At 31.5% G+C, this 19,713-nt stretch carries 19 protein-coding genes; 9 read left to right on the top strand and 10 right to left on the bottom strand.

The features are described 5' to 3' along the window. Positions 1-285 precede the first annotated feature (285 nt). Entirely contained in the window at positions 286-867 is a 582-nt protein-coding gene (locus QLS71_RS10935; protein ID WP_308992999.1) for an NUDIX domain-containing protein, read from the bottom strand. Positions 868-998: 131 nt separating this feature from the next. Between QLS71_RS10935 and pyrE the strand changes: the two genes are divergently transcribed. Together pyrE and QLS71_RS10925 are read left to right on the top strand one after the other, a co-directional pair. Next, on the top strand, positions 999-1,643 hold the full coding sequence (pyrE, locus tag QLS71_RS10930; RefSeq protein WP_308992998.1) for an orotate phosphoribosyltransferase: 645 nt from the start codon (positions 999-1,001) through the stop codon (positions 1,641-1,643). Positions 1,644-1,733: 90 nt separating this feature from the next. Continuing rightward, a complete protein-coding gene (locus QLS71_RS10925) occupies positions 1,734-2,129 on the top strand; it encodes an SRPBCC family protein (RefSeq protein ID WP_308992997.1) in 396 nt (131 codons plus the stop codon). Here QLS71_RS10925 and QLS71_RS10920 read toward each other — a convergent pair. Further along, positions 2,126-2,857, bottom strand: a complete 732-nt coding sequence (locus QLS71_RS10920) for a biotin--[acetyl-CoA-carboxylase] ligase (protein ID WP_308993080.1) — start codon at positions 2,855-2,857, stop codon at positions 2,126-2,128. The two genes, QLS71_RS10925 and QLS71_RS10920, sit on opposite strands and share 4 nt — an antisense overlap. 94 nt (positions 2,858-2,951) lie before the next feature. On the opposite strand from QLS71_RS10920, the gene rsfS reads away from it, so the two are divergent. From rsfS to QLS71_RS10890, 6 genes are all read left to right on the top strand, one after another. Continuing rightward, complete coding sequence (gene rsfS / locus QLS71_RS10915; protein WP_308992996.1) at positions 2,952-3,323, top strand: ribosome silencing factor; 372 nt, start codon at positions 2,952-2,954, stop codon at positions 3,321-3,323. Positions 3,324-3,332: 9 nt separating this feature from the next. Continuing rightward, the gene (ftsH, locus tag QLS71_RS10910) at positions 3,333-5,267 is read left to right on the top strand and encodes an ATP-dependent zinc metalloprotease FtsH (protein ID WP_308992995.1); all 1,935 of its coding nucleotides are present in this window, start codon (positions 3,333-3,335) and stop codon (positions 5,265-5,267) included. A 129-nt stretch (positions 5,268-5,396) separates the two neighbouring features. Then, positions 5,397-6,005 carry an LUD domain-containing protein gene (locus QLS71_RS10905; protein WP_308992994.1) on the top strand — a complete coding sequence of 203 codons (609 nt, stop codon included), beginning with the start codon at positions 5,397-5,399 and terminating at the stop codon, positions 6,003-6,005. Position 6,006: 1 nt separating this feature from the next. Beyond that, positions 6,007-6,828 carry a phosphatidate cytidylyltransferase gene (locus tag QLS71_RS10900; protein WP_308992993.1) on the top strand — a complete coding sequence of 274 codons (822 nt, stop codon included), beginning with the start codon at positions 6,007-6,009 and terminating at the stop codon, positions 6,826-6,828. Next, entirely contained in the window at positions 6,818-7,474 is a 657-nt protein-coding gene (locus QLS71_RS10895) for a phosphatidylserine decarboxylase family protein (RefSeq protein ID WP_308992992.1), read from the top strand. The genes QLS71_RS10900 and QLS71_RS10895 overlap by 11 nt, the downstream gene beginning before the upstream one ends. Next, entirely contained in the window at positions 7,467-7,733 is a 267-nt protein-coding gene (locus QLS71_RS10890) for an acyl-CoA-binding protein (RefSeq protein ID WP_308993079.1), read from the top strand. The genes QLS71_RS10895 and QLS71_RS10890 overlap by 8 nt, the downstream gene beginning before the upstream one ends. 23 nt (positions 7,734-7,756) lie before the next feature. Here the strand turns inward: QLS71_RS10890 and argS are convergent, their stop codons facing one another. Beyond that, positions 7,757-9,535, bottom strand: a complete 1,779-nt coding sequence (argS, locus tag QLS71_RS10885) for an arginine--tRNA ligase (protein WP_308992991.1) — start codon at positions 9,533-9,535, stop codon at positions 7,757-7,759. Positions 9,536-9,997: 462 nt separating this feature from the next. On the opposite strand from argS, the gene QLS71_RS10880 reads away from it, so the two are divergent. Then, the gene (locus QLS71_RS10880) at positions 9,998-12,055 is read left to right on the top strand and encodes an ATP-binding protein (protein ID WP_308992990.1); all 2,058 of its coding nucleotides are present in this window, start codon (positions 9,998-10,000) and stop codon (positions 12,053-12,055) included. On the opposite strand, the gene ctlX is transcribed toward QLS71_RS10880, so the two are convergent. The 7 genes from ctlX to QLS71_RS10845 all read right to left on the bottom strand — a co-directional run bounded on the left by ctlX (position 12,056) and on the right by QLS71_RS10845 (position 19,706). Beyond that, positions 12,056-12,991, bottom strand: a complete 936-nt coding sequence (gene ctlX, locus QLS71_RS10875) for a citrulline utilization hydrolase CtlX (protein WP_308992989.1) — start codon at positions 12,989-12,991, stop codon at positions 12,056-12,058. 103 nt (positions 12,992-13,094) lie between these two features. Beyond that, positions 13,095-14,009: an arginine deiminase family protein gene (locus QLS71_RS10870; RefSeq protein ID WP_308993078.1), complete on the bottom strand. Its 915-nt coding sequence runs from the start codon at positions 14,007-14,009 to the stop codon at positions 13,095-13,097. A 68-nt stretch (positions 14,010-14,077) separates the two neighbouring features. Next, complete coding sequence (locus tag QLS71_RS10865) at positions 14,078-15,364, bottom strand: citrate synthase (RefSeq protein WP_308992988.1); 1,287 nt, start codon at positions 15,362-15,364, stop codon at positions 14,078-14,080. Between the two features lie 174 nt (positions 15,365-15,538). Then, on the bottom strand, positions 15,539-16,831 hold the full coding sequence (eno, locus tag QLS71_RS10860; protein ID WP_308992987.1) for a phosphopyruvate hydratase: 1,293 nt from the start codon (positions 16,829-16,831) through the stop codon (positions 15,539-15,541). A gap of 148 nt (positions 16,832-16,979) precedes the next feature. Continuing rightward, a complete protein-coding gene (gene carA / locus QLS71_RS10855; RefSeq protein WP_308992986.1) occupies positions 16,980-18,086 on the bottom strand; it encodes a glutamine-hydrolyzing carbamoyl-phosphate synthase small subunit in 1,107 nt (368 codons plus the stop codon). Positions 18,087-18,177: 91 nt separating this feature from the next. Continuing rightward, a complete protein-coding gene (gene rplQ / locus QLS71_RS10850) occupies positions 18,178-18,654 on the bottom strand; it encodes a 50S ribosomal protein L17 (protein ID WP_308992985.1) in 477 nt (158 codons plus the stop codon). Positions 18,655-18,713: 59 nt separating this feature from the next. Continuing rightward, entirely contained in the window at positions 18,714-19,706 is a 993-nt protein-coding gene (locus QLS71_RS10845; RefSeq protein ID WP_308992984.1) for a DNA-directed RNA polymerase subunit alpha, read from the bottom strand. Between the last annotated feature and the right edge of the window lie 7 nt (positions 19,707-19,713).

Genomic DNA, 19,713 nt, shown 5'->3' with positions numbered 1-19,713 from the left:
TATTAAAGTTTCTGAAGTTATTAAACCTGCTGTTGTATGAATTAAAAAAGTTACATCTCTAATTTTTTCAACTCCTCCAATTTTTATTAAAGCTTTAAAGTCACAGCTATAAGCGTTTTTATTACCAAAATAAATAATCGCTTTTCGGTTTTTAATGAAAGTATAAAACTTTTCACATCACTTTTAAACCTATACCATGTTAAATTATAAGTAATATAAGAATAACATCTTATTAAAAAAAAAAGATAAATTACAACAAAACGCAATTGGTTTATTTCTAAAGAACTAAATTAAAATTTTAATATTCGCATAAGAATTCTCAAGAGCTTTAGATACTTGCTCTTGATCTAACCATTCTACTTTGGTGATACCTTCTTCTTCTTGGGCAAATAAAACACCTGTAAAACTTGTTTTCATCTCAAACCAATAGGTAACTTTTATTTTATGGTTTCCGTTGCGTTTAAAAATATGATATGTGGTTTCTAAAGGTTTTGTTATTTGTAATCCAGCAACACCAGTTTCTTCCACAACTTCGCGAATCGCTGTTTTTTCAATAGATTCGTTTCCTTCAACTTTACCTTTAGGTAAATCCCATTTATCATTTCGGTATATAAATAAAATATCCTTTTTATCATTGTAAACTTTACCACCACCAGCAATAACATTTGGCAATTTTTTTAAAAACTTTTTCAGGAGCTTTTCAGCATTCTTATGAATAAGACGTACTTCTGCTAATTTGGTTGTATTAAGCTCTTTTATAACTTTTTCAATATTTACTGTATCTAGTAAATAATTTTTAAAATTAGTTTCCTGCTCAACAACTGTTGTCAAAATTATAGGTTTATCGCCAACAAAAACTTTGTACATGCTTTATTTTAATAATTACATTTTGGTAAAAATATCATTTTTACTTACAAATTAGACATTGTTGAAAAAAATATTTTTTATTCAATGCATGACCACCATGTAAAACTAAATTTATGTTTATTTTTGCTCTTATGATTTTTAATAAAGATATCGCTAGAAAAACTGCTGAAGTTTTATTACAAGTTAATGCTATAAAACTTAGCCCTAAGGAGCCTTTTACTTGGGCTTCTGGATGGAAATCGCCCATTTATTGCGATAATCGTATTGTTTTATCATTTCCACCTATACGAAATTACATTCGTGAAACCATGGCTAAACAAATTGAAAAACATTATGGCAAACCTGATGTTATAGCAGGCGTAGCCACTGGAGCTATTGGGATTGGTATGTTAGTGGCCGAATATATGGGATTACCTTTTATTTATGTGAGACCCGACGCTAAAGGACATGGACGTAAAAATCAAATTGAAGGATTTATCGAACATGGACAAAATGTAGTGGTTGTTGAAGATTTAATAAGTACGGGAGGTAGCAGTTTAAACGCTGTAAAAGCATTAAAAGAAGCTCACGTAAATGTAAAAGGCATGATTGCTATTTTTACTTATGGTTTTGACGTATCGGTTAACAATTTTAAAAATGAAAATATTGAACTACAAACCTTAAGCGATTATAATAGCTTACTTGAGCAAGCACTTAAAACAAGTTATATTTCTGAAAAAGAATTAAAAACTTTATCAGATTGGAATACCCGTCCCAGTGAATGGAATGCCAATTGATATATAGAGAAGTTGTTTAGTTCTGAGCCATTTAATTGAATACCATTTTTACGACTTAAACGACACAACAAAAAAATAAATAACTATAAAATGAAATTAGAATCACAACGAATAAGCGTTAACAAATCACCTGAAGATGTTTTTGATTTTTTAGCTGATATTAAAAATTTCGAATCGTTAATGCCTGAAAATATTAGCAAATTTGAAGTTTTAAGTGAAGATACTTTTTTATTTGCATTAAAAGGGATGCCTGAAATAATTTTAAAAAAGAAAGAAGCATTACCACCTAATAAAATAATTTTAGGTGCCGCTGGAGGAAAACTAGACTTTTCGCTTATTGCCAATATTCTAAAAACAAACGATGCTTCGAGCGAAGTACAACTAGAGTTTTCGGGCGACTTCAACCCAATGATGGCCATGATGATTAAAGGCCCCATTAGCAAATTTATAGAAACACTTGCTACAAGTATTCCTAAATCTATTTAATACAAAAGAGTAATCGTTTTTAAATCAAATTCTTTTACAATCTCATCTTCAAGCAATATTTGAAGATTTCCAGAGTTGGAAACCCCTTTTATAAAACCAGAAAACACTAAACCTTCGTCACTTTTAAATGTTGAAGGTTTATTTTTTCTAAAAAGAAATGATTCATATTTTGTTTTCAAAACATCCGTTTGTCCTTTCTTTAAAATATTAAAATAATACTTTAAATTGTTAATAATAACATTAGCAACTTCGTCTAGATCAAAAATACGTCCAGTAATCATTTTTAAGGAAGATGCTTTAGGCAAATTATTAAATTCAACTTGATTCAAATTTAACCCTATCCCAATAATAGAACTCGTAAATTTATTTTGTTTAACCACGTTTTCTATTAAAATACCACAAATTTTCTTGTTTTCTGCCAAAATGTCGTTAGGCCATTTTACACTTAATTTAGTAATAGAAAAAAATCTTAAGGTCTTTATTAAAGCCAAAGAAGTTACCATACTTATATAAAACGGATTCTCTAAATCATACCCTGAAATATCCTTATACACACTGAATGTAAGGTTTTTAGACGCCTCAGCATCCCAAACAGTGCCCATTTGCCCTCTTCCGTCTGTTTGCAACTTAGTAACCACGGCGGTGTAATCGGGAACGTCTTCATTTACAAAAAGTCTTTTTAAATAACTATTTGTGGAATCGGTGGCATTAAGTTTGATTATATGCATCAAATAGTTATTATTAGTGTCAGAAATCTTATGATAATTTTAAACCATAAAGAACTAAAAAAATAATAACTTTGCAAAAATTTAAAAAATTTTAATGGCGAAAGAAAATATAAGTGCAGACCAATTAATATCAGTTATAGTTAGTGGCATTGAAGACGTTAAAGGAAAAGAAATAAATATTCTTGATTTAAGAGAAATCGAAAATACTGTTTGCGATTATTTTATAATTTGCGAAGGAACTTCTAATACGCAAGTTAACGCTATAGTTAATTCTGTTCAGAAAAAAGTAAGTAAAGAACTTAAAGATCATCCTTGGCACATTGAAGGTATGGATAATGCCGAATGGGTACTTATGGATTATGTGAATGTGGTGGTACATGTGTTTCAAAAACAAATAAGACAGTATTACGACATTGAAAGTCTTTGGGGTGATGCAAAAACAACAGTTATACAAACTAGTTACTAAAAAATAAGGATGGCAAACGATAAAAAAAATATAAAAGAGAACAAACCCAAATTCAGTCCATACTGGATTTATGGTATTTTAATAGCCCTTTTTTTAGGGTTTCAATTATTTAGCAACAACTCATACCAAGATGGAAGTGCGACAACACCTTCTGAATTTTTTAAATTTTTAGAAGCTGGAGATATTGCTCAAGTTGATATTATAAAAAACACACGTGTAGCTAAAGTTTATTTAACTTCCGAAGCAGAGGCTAAGGAGATGCATAAAAAATCGAAGCCTACGTCTTTTTTACCATCGGCAACTAAATTACCAAACTATAGGTTTGAATTTGGTGATCTTCAAAATTTTGAAAACCAATTAAATGAAGTTGCTAAAGACTTACCTAGCAAGCCTATTATAAAATTTGATACCGAAACTGATAATTGGGGCAATCTTTTAATGAGTATTCTGCCTTTTATTTTACTTATTGGTGTGTGGATTTTCATTATGCGACGTATGTCGGGTGGTGCTGGTGGAGGTGCTGGTGGACAAATTTTCAATATAGGAAAATCTAAAGCTAAACTTTTCGATCAAAATACAGAAGTTAAAACAACTTTTAAGGATGTTGCTGGTTTAGAAGGTGCCAAAGAAGAAGTTCAAGAAATAGTTGATTTTCTTAAATTTCCAGAAAAGTATACCTCTTTAGGGGGTAAAATACCAAAAGGAGCACTACTTGTAGGCCCTCCTGGAACAGGAAAAACCTTATTAGCTAGAGCCGTTGCTGGTGAAGCTAAAGTGCCTTTCTTTTCTTTATCTGGTTCCGATTTTGTTGAGATGTTTGTAGGTGTTGGTGCTTCTCGTGTTCGAGATTTATTTAAACAAGCTAAAGAAAAATCACCTTCAATCATATTTATTGATGAAATTGATGCTATTGGACGAGCTAGAGGCAAAAACGCCATGTCTGGGAGTAATGATGAACGTGAAAACACATTAAATCAATTACTAACAGAAATGGATGGTTTTGGTACAAATACCAATGTTATTGTACTTGCAGCAACCAATAGAGCCGATATTTTAGATACTGCTTTAATGCGTGCTGGTCGTTTTGACAGACAAATTTATGTCGATTTACCAGATGTTCGCGAGCGTAAAGAAATTTTTGAAGTGCATTTAAGACCACTTAAAAAAGATGATAATTTAGACCTAGATTTCTTATCTAAACAAACTCCAGGGTTCTCTGGTGCAGATATAGCAAATGTTTGTAATGAAGCTGCTTTAATAGCTGCTAGAAATGGTAAAAAATCAGTTGACAAACAAGATTTTTTAGACGCCGTAGATAGAATTATTGGTGGTTTAGAAAAGAAAAATAAAATTATTACACCAAGTGAAAAAAGAGCTGTGGCATTTCATGAAGCTGGACATGCTGTTGTAAGTTGGATGTTAGAGCATGCTGCTCCTTTGGTTAAAGTAACTATTGTTCCGCGTGGTCGTTCATTAGGTGCTGCGTGGTATTTACCAGAAGAACGCTTAATTGTTCACCCAGAACAAATGCTGGATGAAATGTGCGCTGCTTTAGGTGGTCGCGCTGCAGAAAAAGTTATTTTCAATAAAATATCTACAGGAGCATTAAGTGATTTAGAGAAAGTAACCAAGCAGGCAAGAGCTATGGTTACCATTTACGGACTAAGCGAAAAAATTGGTAACTTAACTTACTACGACTCATCTGGGCAAAATGAATATGGTTTTACAAAACCGTATAGCGAACAAACAGCCGAATTAATTGATAAGGAGATTTCTGATATTATTGAAAAACAATATCAAAGAGCTATTGAATTACTTGAAAATAATAGAGATAAACTTACTGAACTTGCTGAAGTTCTTCTTGAAAAAGAGGTTATTTTTAAAGACAACTTAGAGAAAATATTTGGAAAACGAGCTTTTGAAAAAGAAGACGTTGAAAAATAATACAAAAAACAAGTTTTTAGCTATATTACTTAGATAAGCAGTAAAAATCTTAAATTAGACACGTGTTTAATTTAAGATTTTTTATATTTGAGAACCTCAAAAGAATTATATTAATAGCAGCTTAACTAAATGAGCCTTTTTAGAAAAATTTTCGGACTGAAACCAGATCATTCAGAAGAAGAAGTAAAGTCCAGTGAAAGAGGCAAATATATGCCTGAAATAAAACTCCCAATTGACGAAAAGTTTACCATAAACTTTAAAGGCAACGGCGGAAAGTTTTTATATTGCGAAAATCTAAATGAAATATTTCAAAATTTACAAAGTATTATTGAGGAAAATAATTGGAACGACACCAAAACACTTGTATTAGACGAAAAAATAAAAGAAAAATTTAAAAATTCCAATTTAAATACGACCACTAAAATTAGCGATTCCTCTATTTTCTTAACCACTTGCGAAAATTTAATAGCAAACGACGGGTCGTTACTTATTTCTTCAAAACAAATTTTTGAAAAAAGATTACCAGAATTACCAACAAACTTTGTTGTTTTTGCTAGGACAAGTCAAATTGTTGAAAATATTGGAGAGGGTTTAAGAGGTATTAAGTCTAAAAACAAACAAAAAATTCCAACAAACATTACAACCATAAAACATTTTAAATCTAACGATGAAAAAGATTTTTTAAGCTATGGTAGTAGTGCTAAAAACTTATACCTACTTCTTTTAGAAGACTTATAAGATGAAAGAAATTATTGTTCGATCGTGTTCTGGCCTACTCTATGTCGTGCTTTTAATTTTGTGTTTAAAGTACCAACAATTATTAATGGCCTTGTTTTTTGTGTTTGGCATTATTTGTCTTGCCGAATTCAAAAAGCTTATTCTATTAAAAAGCATTATTCCTTATTTCATATTTGGCATTCTGTATGCCTTTTTTATTTATTTCCAGCTATTTTTTACCACGTATAAGGGTATAGACGAATTCATTCAAATACTTCTGGTATTAACCATATTTATTGAATTGTTTTTAATTAAAGATTTGTTTTCAGTAAAAACGACACCTCTATTTAGTTCTAAACGATTTATATTAACCACCTTTTATATATCTAGTTCCTTTATTTTTTTAATTTTAATAGCCAATTATTATGAAAATTATAACCCTAACATTCTATTGGGAGCATTTATTCTAGTATGGGTTAACGATTCTTTCGCTTATTTGGTAGGTAAAAACTTTGGCAAACAAAAACTTTTTGAAAAAATTTCACCTAAAAAAACAGTAGAAGGTTTTCTAGGTGGTTTGTTTTTTTCGTGCATAGCAAGCTATTTTATTGCTACCTTTACACAAACATTAGACTTTACAAGTTGGCTTATTTTAAGTATTGTAATATCTGTATTTGGCACTTTGGGCGACCTAATAGAATCTAAGTTTAAAAGACAAGCAAACGTAAAAGACAGTGGCACTATTATGCCTGGTCATGGAGGCTTGTTAGATCGATTAGATAGCATTATTTTTGCTGCACCTTTTATATATTTATTTTTAAGAATTTTACACTATGTTTCATAAAGAAGGTCATAAAATCATATTTCTAACATTTGTATTTGTTGTTGGGTGTTCTATGCTAGCCGATAATTTTATTCCAATTGGATGGTTAAGAACTATCGTTTTAATTTTATTATTAGCATTTTTAATACTCATTCTTCAATTTTTTAGAAACCCAAAACGTCGTACTATTTTAAATAATAACCATATTGTTTCTCCAGTTGATGGCAAAATAGTTGTTATTGAAGAAGTATTTGAAAAAGAATATTTTAATGACAAACGTTTACAGGTAAGTGTTTTCATGTCTCCCATAAATGTTCATATTACACGTTATCCTATTAGTGGCAATGTTATATTTAGTAAGTATCACCCAGGCAAATATTTAGTAGCATGGCATCCTAAAGCAAGTGAAGAAAACGAACGTACTACAGTTGTTGTTGAAAACGAAACCTACGGTAAAGTACTTTACCGTCAAATAGCCGGAGCCTTAGCTAAACGTATTGTAAACTATGCTAAAATAAACGATAAAGCTGTCCAAGGTGAAGAGTCTGGTTTTATAAAATTTGGTTCACGAGTTGATTTATTTTTACCATTAGACACAAAAATAAAAGTGCAGCTTAACCAAAAAGTTCGTGGAGGTGAAAGTATTATTGCAGATGCCAATGACTGATGAAGAATTAGAAATAGAATTTCAAGATGCGGTAGAATGCGTAAATGCCTTTACGGAACCTTTTCCTGCCGATGTACTTTTAAGTCTCTACGCATACTACAAAAAAGCTACGAACAATTACAGTAGGCCAAGCAGCAAAAAGGCCATTATAAATGCTTTTAAAACGAATGCTTTATTTCAAACAAAAGACATCTCTTCAAACGAAGCAAAACGTTTGTATATTGATTTAGTTAACAAATACTTTTTATACGGGAAATAATAAATTTATTTTCTCTAATAATATTACATCCGTTCGGGTACTTGTATACCTAAAATACGAAATGCCTTTTTAATTGTTGATGCCACTTTTTCAGAAAGTTGTACTCTGAATATTTTTTCATTTTCATTATTTGCGCCTAAGATGGATACATTTTGATAGAATGAATTAAATTCTTTTACCAAATCGTAAGTATAATTTGCTATTAATGCTGGGCTATGTTGTGATGCTGCATTTTGAATAACCTCTGGAAATAACTCTAATTGCTTTATTAATTCCTTTTCTTTTGTATGAAGTGGTATAATATCTATACTAACAGACAAATCCATATCTGCTTTTCTTAAAATAGCTTGAATTCGCGCATACGTATATTGAATAAAAGGTCCTGTGTTACCTTGAAAATCTATTGATTCTTTAGGGTCGAATAAAATACGCTTTTTAGGGTCTACTTTTAAAATGTAATATTTCAAAGCTCCTAAACCAATCGTTTTATAAAGTGCTTGTTTCTCTTCTTCAGTATAACCATCCAATTTCCCTAATTCTTCTGAAATTTCTCCCGCTGTTGATGCCATTTCATCAATTAAGTCATCGGCATCAACCACAGTTCCTTCTCTACTCTTCATTTTTCCGCTAGGTAAATCAACCATACCATAACTTAAATGATATAAATTTTTAGCCCATTCAAATCCTAGTTTTTTCAAAATTAAAAAGAGTACTTGAAAATGATAATCTTGCTCGTTACCAACGGTATAAACCATACCATCAACATCTGGAAAGTCTTTGATACGTTGTATGGCTGTACCAATATCTTGCGTCATATAAACCGCCGTACCATCCGAACGTTGTACTATTTTTTTATCTAGTCCGTCTTCGGTTAAATCGCACCAAACAGAACCGTCTGCTTCTTTAATAAATACTCCTGATTTTAGCCCTTCAACAACCAATTCCTTTCCTAGCAAATACGTGTTGCTTTCGTAATATAAACTATCAAAATCGACTCCTAAATTTTTATAGGTTTCAGAAAAACCTTCATACACCCAACCATTCATCTTTTTCCAAAGTGAAACAACTTCTTCATCACCTGCTTCCCATTTTTGAAGTATGGTTTGAGCTTCCAATAAAAGTGGTGCATTTTTTTTGGCCTCATCTTCTGTATGGCCTAAAGCTATTAGTGCGTCAATTTGTTTTTTGTACTCTTGGTCGAATTTCACATAATAATTACCAACCAATTTATCACCTTTTAAACCAGTACTTTCTGGTGTTTCTCCACTACCAAAGCGTTTCCAAGCCAACATACTTTTACAAATATGTATACCTCGGTCGTTTATAATTTGCGTTTTGTAAACTTTTTTACCAGAAGCTTTTAAAATTTCGGCAACGCTATAACCTAAAAGGTTGTTTCGAATATGCCCTAAGTGCAAAGGTTTGTTAGTGTTTGGCGATGAATATTCTACCATAACAGCTTTATCATCCAATGCTGGATCTACAAACCCATAATTTTCATCATCTTTTATACTATTAAAAAAGTTTAAATAGTAGGTGTCATTTATTTCAATATTTAAAAAGCCTTTTACAACATTATATGCTTTTACTACTTCAATAGTATCTACTAAATAATTACCAATGGTTTCACCTATTTGAACAGGGTCTCCTTTAATAAAACGTAACATTGGGAATATAACTATAGTCACATCACCAGCAAATTCTTTTCTTGTAGCTTGAAATTCTACCGATTCTAGTTGGATATTAAAAGATGCCAAAACGGCTTGTTTTACTTGGTTTGATAAAGTCTCTTGAAGGCTCATTAATAGTGCTTATTTTAAGAAAACAAAGATAAAACTTTTATTAAAGGATTTTTATTAAATTTGATTTAATAAAAACAGAGATAAATACGTTATAATACTTATTTAACATACTTTTTTTATATTAAGTAAAAACACTTATTTACAAAGCATTAAAAAAAAAACCTATTAAAAACATGTGTGTGTTTTACAAATAAAAGTGTTCCTTTTCTATGATTTTTGCCGTTAATCTATTCATCGGATTTTTGTCATTTTAGCATTATCCTTTTATCTAATTTATTGGTAGAAAAACGCAAAAATTAGATTTTAATGATGCTTTTTCTAACTTTTGTCTTGTAAAGCTATTAATATCCGCTTATGGATTTTTTTTAACCAACAAAAAGATTACAACAAATAGGTAATACTTATTTCCCTCAAATAAGACATGCTTAATTATGGTTTTATTACCGTTGTAATATATTTAGTATGAGGAAAATAATTATTTCGATTATTCTTTTATCTGTATTCTTGGGTTTCTCTCAAACCAAAGAGTTAGATAGTCTTTCCATACAACTAGCTTTCGAAACTCAAGATTCTTTAAAAGTCAAAACCTCTTTAAAGCTTATTAAATCGCTTTATGAAATTAACGATTATGACAGAGCTTTGAAATATGTTATTGAAAGTGAAAAACTTTCAAATAATTTAAATTACACAAAAGGTATTGCCGAAACAACCTACTATAAATCTCTTATATACGCACAAAAGGGCGATTATATAAATGCGATAAGCGGGTATGAAAAATCTAAAGCATTATTTAAACATTTAAAGAATACACTTTGGGTAGCAAAAGTTAATAATAGTATAGGTTTAATAGAAATTAAACGAGGTAATTACTCTAAAGGTTTGCAATTTTCGTTAGCAGCTATTCAAGAACTAGAAAAACAAAATATTAAAAAAGACCTTAGTTTAGCTTATAGCAATTTAGCTAAAGCGTACCAGGGTATAAATGCCGTTGATAGGGCCATTGAGTTTAACTTAAAAGCGGTTGAAATCCAAATACAATTAAATATCAATAGAGAACTCATACAATCTTACAAACAATTGGCCGAATTATACTCAAATAAAAATGAGAATCGAAAAGCCATTGAATATTACCAAAAAGTTTTAAATAGCAAAAATACTAACATCGATTCGTTACAGGGCATTATTTATCCAAAACTAGGTGCCGAATATTTAAAATTTAACGATTATGAGAAAGCTACCCAATACCTAATTCAGGGTTTAGATATTAATAGAAAATCTAATAATCAAGATGGTATTTTATTTACTTTGAACAGCCTTGGAGAATTAAATTTAAAAACCAACCGGTTAGTTCTAGCTGAGCAACAACTTTATGAAGCAGGTGTAATTGCTAAAAACAATAATAACAAATCAGAACTTCTTAAATATTACAAGTTGATGATGGTTTTGGATTCTACCAAAAACAAATTTAATAGCGCATTTATTTGGCAACGAGAGTATTACAATTTGAAAAGAAGTCTTAATAACACTAATAATATAAAGGATTCAGATTCTGTTCAATTAGATTATAATCCTAATTTTGAAAAAGATTTAGCAAATAATAGTCCTACAAAAACTATTAATGGCAGTTTTTATGAATCTAAAGAAGAATTTAATAAGTTTCAGTTAATTTTTTACGGTCTTTTAGCCGCCCTCGCTATTGTTTCAACCTTTTTAATCTTAATTTATTTAAAACGAAGTAGCAATATAAAATATACTCAAGAATTAGAAGAAAAAAACCTTAAAATTGAATTGCAAAATGAAGCTTTTTCAGAGCAAACAAAACACCTAGAAAACGTTAATAATGTAAAAGACAAACTATTTTCAATTGTTTCTCACGATTTAAAAGATTCACTCTCTTCAATAAACGGGTTTATTGATTTATTAAAAGACGGTTCATTATCTAGAGAAGAGTTTGATAATTTAATTCCTGAATTAAGCGAAAATGCGAATAATGCTTCATTGCTTTTATTCAACTTACTTAACTGGTCTAAATCTCAAATGCAATCTTTAGAACCAAAACCAACCTTATTTGATATACAAGAAGTTTTTGAAGATAAGATTAGATTGATTGAACAACGTATCGAAAATAAAGGCATTGAATTAATTGACCATTCTTTACGTGATTTTGCCTATGCCGATAAAAGCATGTTTGAAATAGTCGTTCAAAACCTACTTGCTAACGCTTTAAAATTCTGTAAAAGCGGAGATACCATTACCATTTCAAATCATATAAGTAATGGTAGTTGTATTATTAGTATTGCTGATACTGGAATTGGTATTTCTAAACAAAATATAGAAAAACTATTTAAAAATAGTTCATTTACAACCGTAGGTACTAATAACGAAAAAGGTACTGGTTTGGGCTTATCAATCTGTAAAGAATTGGTTGAACTAAACAATGGTAAAATTTGGGTAGAAAGCACTATAAATGTTGGTAGCACATTTTATGTACAATTACCAAAATCTAGACCATCATCATAATTAAGCTTTTGGCAAAAACACTTCTGCCATCATACATCGTGCACTACCACCTCCACAAGCCTCTATTGTATCTAAAGAACTAGAAAGTATGTGGCTGTGTTTTTTTAACCTTTCTATTTGATTTGCTGTTAAAGAATCATAAGCTACTTGACTCATTACCAAATACCGTTCATCATTAGCCCCCTTAACTTGCAGCATGTTCCCTGCAAAATTATTTACTTGTGCTTCAGTAATCTCTATAATCTCTTTACCATCTTCTTTTAAATGACTAATCACGCTTTTACGTTCTTTTTTATCGTCAATACTGCTTAGGCAAATAACAGCAAAGGTCTCTCCTATACACATCATAACATTTGTGTGATAAATAGCTTTACGTTCGCCGTTCATAGTTTGGTTCGCCGTAAAAACAACAGGGGTATATTCAAAGTCTTCACAAAACTCAATAAATAAATCTTCATCGGCTCTAGGTGATAAAGCGCAATAGGCTTTATGATTGGTACGATCTAATAACACGCTTCCTGTACCTTCAAGAAAAACACTTTCTTCTTCGGCATCTGTATAATCAACAATATTATTAATAACAAAACCGGCTTGTTCAACAGCCTCCAAAACGTCTTCACTACGCTCTAAGCGCCTGTTTTCTGCAAACATTGGATACAACCCCACATCACCATTTTCATGAAAGGACACCCAGTTATTTGGAAAAACAGAATCTGGTGTATCAAACTCACTGGTATCGTTCACAACAATTACATTTACTCCAATACTTCTAAGCTTTTCAACATGCATATCAAACTCTTGCTGTGCTTTGGCATTAACAGTTTGCGGCAATACATTATCTATTACTTTTTGGTAATAATTATTAACAGCCGTTTGCTCGTTCATCCGAAAATTTATAGGACGAATCATTAAAATTGTATTTGTGGTTTGTTCCATTTTTTTATAAAAATTACTTTACAAAAGTAAAATTATTTATGGTATAAAAATGGATTATAAACATTGAAAAGTTTATAGTAACATACATCGCACTTTCTTAAAATCATTCCCGAATTAAAGGCATTGTACTACAACGCAACAAACCTTCTTGTTTTGAAATTTCTGAATAAGGCACTTCTTCAACAATGAATCCTTCTTGGCGTAACCAAGTATTTAAACGTATAAAGCTTTTTTCAGAAATAATAACCTCTTCAGAAATAGAAAAAATATTACTATACATATTATACATTTCGTCTTTGGTAATTTCAAAAACATTGGATTTTCCAAAGAAATTTACCAACCATTCGTATTCGCGTTCAATAAGAAATCCATTTTTATGAATAATGGCTTTTCCTTTTCCTATGGGCTGAAAACAGCAGTCCAAATGCAAAGCATTTTCTTTGGCATTGGTATTCGATTTTCGAAGTTCGAACGACTTTACTGTTTTATGAGGGAAAAGTTCCTGTATTGCAATAACCGCATCCATATTGGTGCGGGCTGTAATTAATTCTGGATAATCCTCGCCTGAATAGGTTCCTATGAAAATATAATCATTCCAAGGGATTACATCACCCCCTTCTACATGACATTCCGGTGGTAGAATAATTCTATTTTTTCTATCAATTTGATTCCAAACATACCGAATGGCTTCAATTTCAGCTTCTCTGTTCGGTAAAATATTAGCTCTAATTATCTTATCTTCAATCACAAAGGAAATATCTCGAGAAAATATTTGGTTACAACTATTAATAACCTGAGGTCTAAAAACTTGAACGTCATATTTTTCAAAAACCTTAGCCACAGCATCTATTTCAAGAACCATATCAGCTTCTTTAGGATAAGTTCCTGCCAGTACATGTTCGATACTTTTGGGGTCGTAACAATCTTCCACGCTAGGTGTTGGGCCATTACTTTCAGCAGTTCCTAAAATAACGGCTCTTAATCGAGAGGTTTCGTCTTTTATATTTAATTGTAACATGCTGTAAATATAAAAAAGCTTCATAATGTTTAGTTATGAAGCTTGGTTTATTTTAGACTTAAGAATTTTTATCTTTTTTCTATGGGCACAAAAGATCTTTCGGTAGCACCAGTATAAACTTGTCTTGGTCTTCCAATAGGCTCTTTATTTAAACGCATTTCACGCCATTGTGCTATCCATCCCGGTAAACGTCCTAAAGCAAACATCACCGTAAACATATCGGTAGGAATGCCCATACCTCTGTAAATGATACCCGAATAGAAATCTACATTAGGATATAATTTTCTATCTACAAAGTATTGATCTTCTAAAGCTTCTTTTTCAAGTCCTTTTGCAATATCTAAAATTGGATCTTCAACACCTAAATTACTTAATACTTCATCTGCTGCTTTTTTGATGATTTTAGCACGCGGATCGAAATTTTTGTATACACGGTGACCAAAGCCCATTAAACGGAAAGGATCTGCTTTGTCTTTAGCTTTAGCCATATATTTTTTAGTATCTCCGCCGTCTTCTTTAATAGCTTCCAACATTTCTAAAACGGCTTGGTTAGCCCCTCCATGAAGCGGTCCCCATAGTGCAGAAATACCAGCAGATAATGAAGCAAATAAACCTGCATGAGAGGAACCAACTATTCTTACCGTAGACGTAGAACAGTTTTGCTCATGATCGGCATGCAAAATTAATAGTTTGTCTAAGGCATCTATTAAAATTTTATTTTGAGTATAATCACCATTCGGTTTTCTAAACATCATTTTCAAAATATTCTCAACATATCCTAACGAATCATCTCCATAATCTAAAGGCAATCCTAGTTTTCTACGATAAGTCCAAGCTACCAATACTGGAAATTTTCCCATTATTTTCACAACAGATTTATACATATCTGCTTCAGAATCTACATTTACTGAAGAAGGATTAAATGCTGTTAATGCACTTGTTAATGAAGAAATAACCCCCATTGGATGTGCAGACTTAGGAAACGCTTCTATTATTTTTTTAATATCTTCATCTACAATAGATTGAGCCTTAATGTCATCATGAAATTTATCATTTTGTTCTTTGGTTGGTAATTCACCAAAAATCAACAAATAAGCAACTTCTAAAAAATCGGCTTTTTCAGCTAACTCTTCTATAGAGTAGCCTCTATATCTTAAAATACCTTTTTCACCATCTAAAAATGTAATAGCGCTTTCACAAGAACCCGTGTTTTTATACCCAGGGTCAATAGTTATAACACCTCCTGATGCACTTCTAAAACTAGAAATATCAATAGCTAATTCCTTTTCTGTTCCTTCTATTACGGGAAGTTCTATTTTTTTTCCGTTGACTTCAATGGTCGCAGTATTTGCCATAAGTGTGAATGATTTTTTTAATTCTTAAATTGGATTGCTAATTTACGAAATATCTCATTATTAATATAAGTGTTGAAAGTAAAGATTTAATCAATTAACAAATTATTTGAAATTAATGTAAAAAAAAAAGCGATTATTAAAATAATAACCGCTTTTTAAAAAAAATTAATTTTCTTATTTAATTTTAAATGCTTTTTCTTGTGGGAAATAAGCCATTTCACCTAATTGTTCTTCAATACGAAGTAATTGGTTATATTTAGCCATACGGTCGCTACGAGACGCAGAACCTGTTTTTATTTGACCACAATTTAAAGCAACCGCTAAATCGGCAATCGTGTTATCTTCAGTTTCACCAGAACGGTGAGACATAACAGACGTATAACCTGCATTTTTAGCCATATTTACAGCTGCGATAGTTTCAGTTAACGAACCAATTTGGTTTACTTTAATTAAAATAGAGTTCGCAATCCCGTTTTCAATACCACGAGATAAACGCTCTACATTAGTTACAAACAAATCGTCTCCTACTAATTGTACTTTATCACCAATTTTATCGGTTAATAATTTCCAACCATCCCAATCATTTTCATCCATACCATCTTCAATAGATATAATTGGATATTTTGAAGCTAATTCAGCTAAATACTCCGCTTGTTCAGCAGAAGATCTTACTTTACCTGTTTCTCCTTCAAACTTAGTATAGTCGTATTTTCCGTTTACATAAAATTCTGCCGCAGCACAATCTAAAGCAACCATCACGTCTCCTCCAAATGAATATCCTGCATTTTCAACAGCCACTTTAATAGAATCTAAAGCATCTTCTGTTCCTCCTGCTAAGTTTGGTGCAAAACCACCTTCATCACCTACAGCTGTACTTAAATTTCTATCGTGTAATACTTTTTTAAGGCTATGGAAAATTTCAGTTCCCATTTGCATCGCATGTGTAAAGTTTTTAGCCTTAACGGGCATAATCATAAACTCTTGAAATGCAATAGGAGCATCACTATGCGAACCTCCATTAATAATATTCATCATAGGTACTGGAAGCGTATTGGCAGAAACACCACCTACGTAACGGTACAAAGGCATATTAAGTTCGTTTGCCGCTGCTTTTGCCACTGCTAAAGAAACACCTAAAATAGCGTTGGCTCCTAATTTTGATTTATTTTTTGTACCATCTAAATCAATCATTATTTGATCGATTAAATTTTGTTCAAAAACTGAAACGCCCAATAATTCTGGAGCGATAAGTGTGTTAACATTTTCTACAGCTTTTAAAACACCTTTACCCATGTATGCTTTACCACCATCACGCAGCTCTACGGCTTCATGTTCTCCTGTTGATGCACCCGATGGTACTGCAGCTCTTCCTAAAATATCATTTTCTGTTACAACATCTACTTCAACAGTAGGGTTTCCTCTAGAATCAAAAATCTGTCTAGCATGGATATTAATTATTACACTCATAATTGGTTATTTTAAACTTTTAATAATTCAAATTTACGTTTAAATCTGCTTTCTTTTGAGATGTTCTTAAATAATTATCTAAAAAAGCACCTATAACGTTTTAGTAACATTTTCTCTAAAACATAAAAAAATCGTGAGTTTTAAATCACTAATTTCTCTTTATATTTTCAATAAATTGATCAAACAAATACGATGAGTCATGCGGACCTGGACTCGCTTCTGGATGGTATTGTACTGAAAAACAATTCTTGCTTTTCATAGCCAATCCTGCAACCGTATGATCATTTAAATGTACATGCGTTATTTGTAGGTCTGTGTTCGCTTCTGCCTCTTCTCTATTCACAGCAAATCCATGATTCTGAGAGGTTATTTCGCCTTTACCTGTATTTATATTTTTTACGGGATGATTTATTCCGCGGTGACCATTATGCATTTTATAAGTTGAAACACCATTTGCCAATGCTATTACTTGGTGTCCTAGACAAATACCGAATAAAGGTAAATCCCTTTTAATAATTTCTTTTGCTAATGCCTGTGCCTCTACTAATGGTTCAGGATCTCCAGGTCCGTTAGATAAGAAATAACCATCTGGTTTAAATGCTTCTAAATCTTCAAACTTAGAATTGTAAGGAAACACTTTTATGTAAGTATCTCTTTTTGCCAGATTTCTAAGGATATTCTTTTTTATACCAATGTCTAGAGCAGCCACTTTATAGGTTGCATTTTCGTCACCAAAATAATAAGGTTCTTTAGTCGACACTTGAGATGCCAATTCCAAACCATTCATATCTGGCACTTCAGCTAGTTGCTTTTTAAGCCCTTCAATATTATCTACATCTGTAGAAATAACAGCATTCATAGCGCCATTGTCTCTAATATAGCTTACCAAGGCTCTCGTATCTACATCTGAAATAGCCAATAAATTATTCTTTTCTAAAAAATTTTCTAAAGAATCGTCGGCTGCTTCACGTGAATAATCGTAGCTGAAATTTTTACAAATTAAACCTGCAATTTTAATAGAATCTGATTCAATTTCTTCATTACTAACTCCATAATTACCAATATGTGCATTGGTAGTAACCATTAACTGGCCGTAATAAGACGGATCGGTAAAAATTTCTTGATAACCAGTCATTCCTGTATTGAAGCATACTTCGCCAAATGCTGTTCCTTGCTTACTTCCTACTGCTTTTCCGTAGAAAATGGTGCCATCTGCTAAAAGAATAATGGCTTTCTTTCTTTTTTGATATTTCATGTTTACTAAAAAGGTTTTGCAAAATTGCTAAAAAAAAAGGATAAACTAAAATAGTTTATCCTTTATATTTTAAATGCTTATTAACATTCATTTATTCTTCCTCTTCTTTTGTTGCCTTAGGTTCTACAACTGGAGCATCAGCAGGTTTAGAACCTCCTCTTCTACTTCTACGTGTTGTTTTCTTCTCTGGCTTACCAGCATTGTAAAGCTCATTATAATCTACAAGCTCTATCATTGCCATATCTGCATTATCACCTAAACGATTACCAAGCTTAATAATTCTTGTATAACCTCCTGGACGATTAGCTACTTTAGCAGCAACATCTCTAAATAATTCTGCTACAGCATCTTTTTGTCTTAAGTTAGCCATAACGATACGTCTGTTATGGGTTGTATCTTCTTTAGACTTTGTAATCATTGGCTCTACAAATTGCTTTAAAGCTTTTGCTTTAGCTACAGTTGTATTAATACGCTTATGTTCTATTAAAGAACAAGCCATATTAGCTAACATTGATTTTCTGTGGGCAGTTTTTCTACCTAAGTGATTTATTTTTTTTCCGTGTCTCATGACATTTGTGTTATCATCTTGCTACCAAACTCGACATTCGAGGAGCAAAATATGATTAATTAATCTTTATCTAATTTATATTTGCTTAAATCCATTCCGAAGTTTAACCCTTTAACATTAACAAGCTCTTCAAGCTCAGTTAAAGACTTTTTACCAAAGTTTCTGAATTTCATTAAGTCATTTTTATTGAAAGATACTAAGTCACCTAAAGTATCAACTTCTGCAGCTTTTAAACAGTTAAGTGCACGTACAGATAAATCCATATCGATTAACTTCGTTTTAAGCAACTGTCTCATGTGAAGTGATTCTTCATCATAAGTTTCGGTTTGTGCTATTTCATCAGCTTCTAAAGTGATACGCTCATCAGAGAATAACATGAAGTGGTGAATTAATGTTTTAGCACCCTCTGTTAATGCATCTTGAGGTGTAATAGAACCATCAGTAATGATTTCAAAAACTAATTTTTCATAATCAGTTTTTTGCTCAACACGATAATTTTCAATACTATATTTAACATTTTTTATAGGTGTGTATATAGAATCTGTAAAAATAGTTCCAACTGGTGCAGCAGCTTTTTTGTTTTCTTCTGCAGGAACATAACCTCTACCTTTTTCTATAGTAATTTCCATATTGAAATTAACTTTAGGATCTAAGTTACAGATTACTAATTCTGTATTTAATACTTGGAAGCCTGAAATGAATTTTTGGAAATCTCCAGCTGTAATTTGTTCTTGACCAGATATTGATATAGATATAGACTCATTATCGATATCTTCAATTTGTCTTTTAAAACGTGCTTGTTTTAAATTTAAAATAATTTCAGTAACATCTTCAACTACTCCAGCAATTGCAGAAAATTCGTGATCTACACCTTCAATTCTAACTGATGTAATGGCGAATCCTTCTAGAGAAGATAATAAAACTCTTCTTAATGCGTTACCTACTGTTAAACCATAACCAGGTTCTAAAGGGCGAAATTCGAATTTCCCTTCAAAATCTGTAGAATCAATCATGATTACTTTGTCGGGCTTTTGGAAATTAAATACTGCCATATTTTTC

This window comes from Mariniflexile litorale, from assembly GCF_031128465.2.
GTDB classification, from domain to species: Bacteria; Bacteroidota; Bacteroidia; order Flavobacteriales; family Flavobacteriaceae; genus Mariniflexile; species Mariniflexile litorale.
Note: the sequence above shows the minus strand (reverse complement) of the source record. Positions and strands in the feature narration are given on the sequence as shown.

Coding starts and splice junctions, on each gene's coding strand:
- QLS71_RS10880 (WP_308992990.1), top strand. CDS start 9,998: ATGAGGAAAATAATTATTTCGATTATTCTTTTATCTGTATTCTTGGGT.
- pyrE (WP_308992998.1), top strand. CDS start 999: ATGATTTTTAATAAAGATATCGCTAGAAAAACTGCTGAAGTTTTATTA.
- QLS71_RS10935 (WP_308992999.1), bottom strand. CDS start 867: ATGTACAAAGTTTTTGTTGGCGATAAACCTATAATTTTGACAACAGTT.
- QLS71_RS10925 (WP_308992997.1), top strand. CDS start 1,734: ATGAAATTAGAATCACAACGAATAAGCGTTAACAAATCACCTGAAGAT.
- QLS71_RS10895 (WP_308992992.1), top strand. CDS start 6,818: ATGTTTCATAAAGAAGGTCATAAAATCATATTTCTAACATTTGTATTT.
- QLS71_RS10900 (WP_308992993.1), top strand. CDS start 6,007: ATGAAAGAAATTATTGTTCGATCGTGTTCTGGCCTACTCTATGTCGTG.
- ctlX (WP_308992989.1), bottom strand. CDS start 12,991: ATGGAACAAACCACAAATACAATTTTAATGATTCGTCCTATAAATTTT.
- QLS71_RS10920 (WP_308993080.1), bottom strand. CDS start 2,857: ATGCATATAATCAAACTTAATGCCACCGATTCCACAAATAGTTATTTA.
- rplQ (WP_308992985.1), bottom strand. CDS start 18,654: ATGAGACACGGAAAAAAAATAAATCACTTAGGTAGAAAAACTGCCCAC.
- QLS71_RS10905 (WP_308992994.1), top strand. CDS start 5,397: ATGAGCCTTTTTAGAAAAATTTTCGGACTGAAACCAGATCATTCAGAA.
- QLS71_RS10845 (WP_308992984.1), bottom strand. CDS start 19,706: ATGGCAGTATTTAATTTCCAAAAGCCCGACAAAGTAATCATGATTGAT.
- ftsH (WP_308992995.1), top strand. CDS start 3,333: ATGGCAAACGATAAAAAAAATATAAAAGAGAACAAACCCAAATTCAGT.
- QLS71_RS10865 (WP_308992988.1), bottom strand. CDS start 15,364: ATGGCAAATACTGCGACCATTGAAGTCAACGGAAAAAAAATAGAACTT.
- QLS71_RS10890 (WP_308993079.1), top strand. CDS start 7,467: ATGACTGATGAAGAATTAGAAATAGAATTTCAAGATGCGGTAGAATGC.
- argS (WP_308992991.1), bottom strand. CDS start 9,535: ATGAGCCTTCAAGAGACTTTATCAAACCAAGTAAAACAAGCCGTTTTG.
- QLS71_RS10870 (WP_308993078.1), bottom strand. CDS start 14,009: ATGTTACAATTAAATATAAAAGACGAAACCTCTCGATTAAGAGCCGTT.
- eno (WP_308992987.1), bottom strand. CDS start 16,831: ATGAGTGTAATAATTAATATCCATGCTAGACAGATTTTTGATTCTAGA.
- rsfS (WP_308992996.1), top strand. CDS start 2,952: ATGGCGAAAGAAAATATAAGTGCAGACCAATTAATATCAGTTATAGTT.
- carA (WP_308992986.1), bottom strand. CDS start 18,086: ATGAAATATCAAAAAAGAAAGAAAGCCATTATTCTTTTAGCAGATGGC.